The organism is Actinomadura sp. KC345, assembly GCF_004348515.1.
Classification (GTDB): Bacteria; Actinomycetota; Actinomycetes; order Streptosporangiales; family Streptosporangiaceae; genus Spirillospora.
Genome location: NZ_SMKH01000456.1, coordinates 1 through 4356, shown reverse-complemented (window position 1 = coordinate 4356; position 4356 = coordinate 1). Strand labels below are relative to the sequence as shown.

The 4356-nt window shown below is 75.2% G+C and carries 5 protein-coding genes; all 5 read left to right on the top strand.

The features are described 5' to 3' along the window. The first annotated feature begins 70 nt into the window (after window positions 1-70). Window positions 71-616: a sigma-70 family RNA polymerase sigma factor gene (locus E1281_RS37975; RefSeq protein WP_131884538.1), complete on the top strand. Its 546-nt coding sequence runs from the start codon at window positions 71-73 to the stop codon at window positions 614-616. Continuing rightward, the gene (locus E1281_RS37970) at window positions 613-1323 is read left to right on the top strand and encodes a zf-HC2 domain-containing protein (RefSeq protein WP_131884537.1); all 711 of its coding nucleotides are present in this window, start codon (window positions 613-615) and stop codon (window positions 1321-1323) included. Before E1281_RS37975 ends, E1281_RS37970 begins: the two co-directional genes overlap by 4 nt. A 41-nt stretch (window positions 1324-1364) precedes the next feature. Beyond that, window positions 1365-2636: a 3-phosphoshikimate 1-carboxyvinyltransferase gene (aroA, locus tag E1281_RS37965; protein ID WP_131884536.1), complete on the top strand. Its 1272-nt coding sequence runs from the start codon at window positions 1365-1367 to the stop codon at window positions 2634-2636. 16 nt (window positions 2637-2652) lie between these two features. Next, window positions 2653-3684 carry a ribosome small subunit-dependent GTPase A gene (gene rsgA, locus E1281_RS37960; protein WP_131884535.1) on the top strand — a complete coding sequence of 344 codons (1032 nt, stop codon included), beginning with the start codon at window positions 2653-2655 and terminating at the stop codon, window positions 3682-3684. A gap of 66 nt (window positions 3685-3750) precedes the next feature. Beyond that, window positions 3751-4356 (top strand): protein kinase (locus E1281_RS37955; protein ID WP_165959288.1); only part of this gene is annotated, 606 nt, incomplete at its 3' end.

The following is a 4356-nucleotide window of genomic DNA, read 5'->3' as shown; positions in this document are numbered from 1 at the left end:
CCACAACGGAGACGCCCCGGCCATGGCATTTCCCGGATCGACCGGTCGCCAGACCGGCGGGTTGCGGAGCATGCTCCGCCGCCCCGGCACGGCGCGGCCGTCTTCGGCCGTGAGCGACGAGGAGATCGTCGCGGAGTTCTACCGCGAGTACCATCGGCCGCTCCTCGCGTTCGTGCTCCGGCTGACCGGCGGTGACCGCCAGTGGGCCGAGGACGTGGTGCAGGAGACCATGATCCGGGCATGGCGCAGCGCGGACCGGCTCGACGACCGCACGTCCTCGCTGATGCCGTGGCTGGCCACGGTCTCCAGGCGTATCGTGATCGACAACCGGCGGCAGCGCGAGGTCCGGCCGCCGGAGGTCGGCGACGGCCCCCTGGAGAACCTCCCGATGGCGGACGAGATGGACGGCCTGCTGCGCAAGGTCGTGGTGACGGAGGCGCTGGAGTCGCTGTCCCCGGCGCACCGGCAGGCGCTGACGGAGACGGTGCTGCGCGATCGTACGGTGAATCAGGCGGCCGAGTACCTCGGCATCCCGGTGGGGACGGTCAAGTCCCGCGTGTACTACGCGCTTCGCGCCTTGCGGGTCGCCTTGGAGGAGAGGGGGGTGACCTCATGAGTTCGCAGGTCGAGCACACCGATGTCGGCGCCTACGCGCTGGGCCTTCTCGAAGACGGCGACCGGCGGGCCTTCGAGGCCCATCTGCGAGAGTGCCGCATGTGCCAGGCCGAGCTGAGCGAGATGGCCGGGACGGCCGGGGTCCTGTCCGCGCTCGGCGGCGGGGCCGGTCCCGTGCCGGAGGGGGGCCGGGACGAGCCGTCCGCACCTCCGCCGCCGGTGATCGACATGATGCGGCGCCGGCGGGGGGAGGAACGCCGGTTTCGCCGCGGCGCCTACGTCGTCGGCTCGGCGGCGGCCGCCGTGATGCTGGCCGCCGGGATCGGCGTCGGGACGGTGCTGAGCGACGACGGGACCGTCACGGAGCAGCGGCCGCCCGTGGCCGTCGCGGGCGAGAGGTTCCAGGCGCGGAACGCGAGCACGGGCACGTCCGGCACGGTCGGGCTCGTCGACAAGGGGTGGGGCACACAGGTCGGCCTGGAGCTACGCGGCGTCAAGGGCCCGCTGAGGTGCCACCTGGAGGCGGTGTCCCGGACCGGTGAGCGCAGCGTCGTCGCGGGCTGGCGCGTGCCGGACAAGGGGTACGGCGTGCCGGGCCAGCCCAAGCCGCTCGTCATGCAGGGCGGGACGGGCCTCACCCGCCAGGAGATCAGCCGCTTCGAGGTGCGGCTCGACGGCGGCGGGACGCTGCTGTCCATCCCCCTGTGAGCGCCCGGCCGGGACGCCCCCCGGCCCGATAACCTTGGGGCATGCCCACTCCGCATTGGTCCGCCCCGGTCGCCCATGCCCCGGTCGACGCCACCGTGCCGCTGCCCGGCTCGAAGTCGATGACGAACCGGGCGCTGATCCTGGCGGCGCTCGCCGACGCGCCCACGTGCATCACGCAGCCGCTGCACAGCCGTGACACCGAGCTGATGGCCGATGCGCTCCGGGCGCTCGGCGCGGGAATCGGGGAGGACTTCGACGACTGGCAGGTGCTGCCGGACGAGCTGGCGGGCCCGGCGCGGGTGGACGTGGGGCTCGCCGGGACGGTGATGCGGTTCCTGCCTCCCGTCGCGGCGCTGGCGTTCGGCGAGGTCTCGATCGACGGCGACCCGCGCGCCCAGGAGCGGCCGATGGGCCCGATCGTCGCCGCGCTGCGCGCGCTCGGCGCCGGGATCGACGACGGCGGGCGGGGCGCGCTTCCGTTCACCGTGCGGGGGACGGGCTCGCTGGACGGCGGGCAGGTCACGATCGACGCGTCCGGGTCGTCCCAGTTCGTGTCCGGGTTGCTGCTGGCCGCGCCGCGCTTCGAGAAGGGCGTGGAGGTCAGGCACGAGGGCCCGCCGGTGCCGTCGGCGCCGCATCTGGCCATGACCGTCCACATGCTGCGCGAGGCGGGCGCGGCGGTCGAGGCGGAGGAGAACGTGTGGCGCGTCGCGCCCGGCCCGATCCGGGGCGGCGAGTGGGTGATCGAGCCCGACCTGTCGAACGCGGCGCAGTTCCTCGGCGCGGCCCTGGTCACCGGCGGGCGCGTCACCGTGCCCGGGTGGCCGGCGGAGACCACGCAGCCGGGCGACGCGCTGCGCGGGCTGCTCGGCGCGATGGGCGCGGAGGTGTCCCTGGGGCCGGACGGGCTGACCGTCCGCGGCTCCACAGGGTTCTCCGGGCTGGAGGCCGACCTGCGCGAGGTGGGCGAGCTGACGCCCGTGCTCACGGCCCTGGCGGCGCTGGCCGATTCCCCGTCCCGGCTGACGGGCATCGCGCATCTGCGCGGCCACGAGACCGACCGGCTCGCGGCCCTGGTCACCGAGATCAACGGGCTGGGCGGCGACGTCCGGGAGCTGCCGGACGGGCTGGAGGTCCGGCCCCGGCCGCTGCGCGGCGGCGTCGTCCGCACCTACGACGACCACCGGATGGTGATGGCGGCGGCCCTCCTCGGCCTGGCCGTTCCCGGCATCGAGGTGGAGAATCCGGGCACCGTGGGCAAAACTCTTCCGAACTTCACGGAGTCGTGGGCGTCGATGCTGGCGCCCGCCTGACAGCAGGGACGGACCACTGGCACGAGGAACGCACGACTATGACGAGGACGACGTCCGGGTCCGCCCCGGGCGTCGCGGGTCGCGCCCGCGCACCCGCCGCCGTCCCGCGCACGAGGACGCCTCACCCGGGTTCGTGATCGCGGTCGACCGGGGCCGGTACCGCTGCGTGGTGGACCAGGGAACCGGCGACGAGCGCGGCGTCACCGCGATGCGCGCCCGCGAGCTGGGCCGCAAGGGCGTCGTCGTGGGCGACCGGGTGGCGCTCGTCGGGGACGTGTCCGGCGCCCCGGACACGCTGGCCCGCATCGTCCGCGTCGAACCGCGGACGTCGTCGCTGCGCCGCACCGCCGACGACACCGACCAGTTCGAGCGGATCGTCGTCGCCAACGCCGACCAGCTCGCGATCGTGACGGCCCTGGCCGATCCCGAGCCGCGCCCCCGCATGATCGACCGGCAGCTCGTGGCGGCCTACGACGCGGGCATGGACCCGCTGCTCTGCCTCACCAAGGCCGACCTCGCCGACGCCGGCCCGCTGGTGGCCGAGTACGCGCCGCTCGGCGTCCCGTTCGTCGTGACCCGTCGCGGCGGCGATCGCGGTGAGCTGCGGGGCGGCGACGTGGACGAGCTGCGCGGCCACCTGGCCGGGCGGACGAGCGTCCTGGTCGGGCACTCGGGCGTCGGCAAGTCGACGCTGGTGAACGCGCTCGTCCCGGACGCCGAGCGGGCGGTCAGCCACGTCAACGCGGTCACCGGGCGGGGCCGGCACACCTCCTCGTCGGCGATCGCGCTGGAGCTGCCCGGCGGCGACGGCTGGATCATCGACACCCCGGGCGTGCGGAGCTTCGGGCTCGCGCACGTCGAGCCCGAGCACGTGGTCGGCGCATTCGAGGACCTGGCGGAGGGCGCCGCCGAGCGGTGCCCTCCGCACTGCGACCATCTGCGGGAGAACTGCGGCCTGGACGGCTGGGTGGCCGACGGGCACGCCAGCCGGGCCCGGCTCGACTCGCTGCGCCGGCTGCTCGCCAGCCGCGAGGGCGAACCCGAATAGCGGGCCGGGCGGCGAGGCCCGAATAGCCGACGACGCGTCCGCCTTGCATCGGTATCGTCTTCCCCCATGGTCCACGTGATCGCGGGGCGCTACGAGCTGGCCGAGGTGCTCGGCCGCGGCGGGATGGGCGCCGTGTGGCGGGCGCGCGACCGCACGCTCGGCCGGGAGGTGGCGGTCAAGGAGGTGTCGCTGCCCCGGGGCCTCGACGACGCGCAGGTCGCGCGGATGTACGCGCGGACGTTCCGGGAGGCGAGGTCCGCGGCGCGGCTCGACCACCCCGGCATCGTGACCGTCCACGACGTCGTGGAGGAGGAGGGGCGGCCGTGGATCGTGATGCAGCTCGTCCGGGCCGACGCCCTCGACAAGGTCATCGCGCGTGAGGGCCTGGGCGCCACCCTGTACGCCGCCGCCGAGGGCCGCCCCCCGTACGACCGGCCCGACGTGTGGGGCGTGATGGCCGCCGTCCTCTCGGACGATCCGGACCCGGTCGAGCACGCCGGGCCCCTGAGCCCGGTCCTCCAGGGCCTCCTCCGCAAGGCCCCGGACCGGCGGATGAGCCCCGGCGAGGCCGAGCGGCTGCTCCGCCAGGTCGCGCAGGGCCCGGCTCCGGTCCCGGAGCCGCCCCGGTTCGCCCCGCCCGATCCGGGGTCGCGCAATGTGACGCTGCACCCC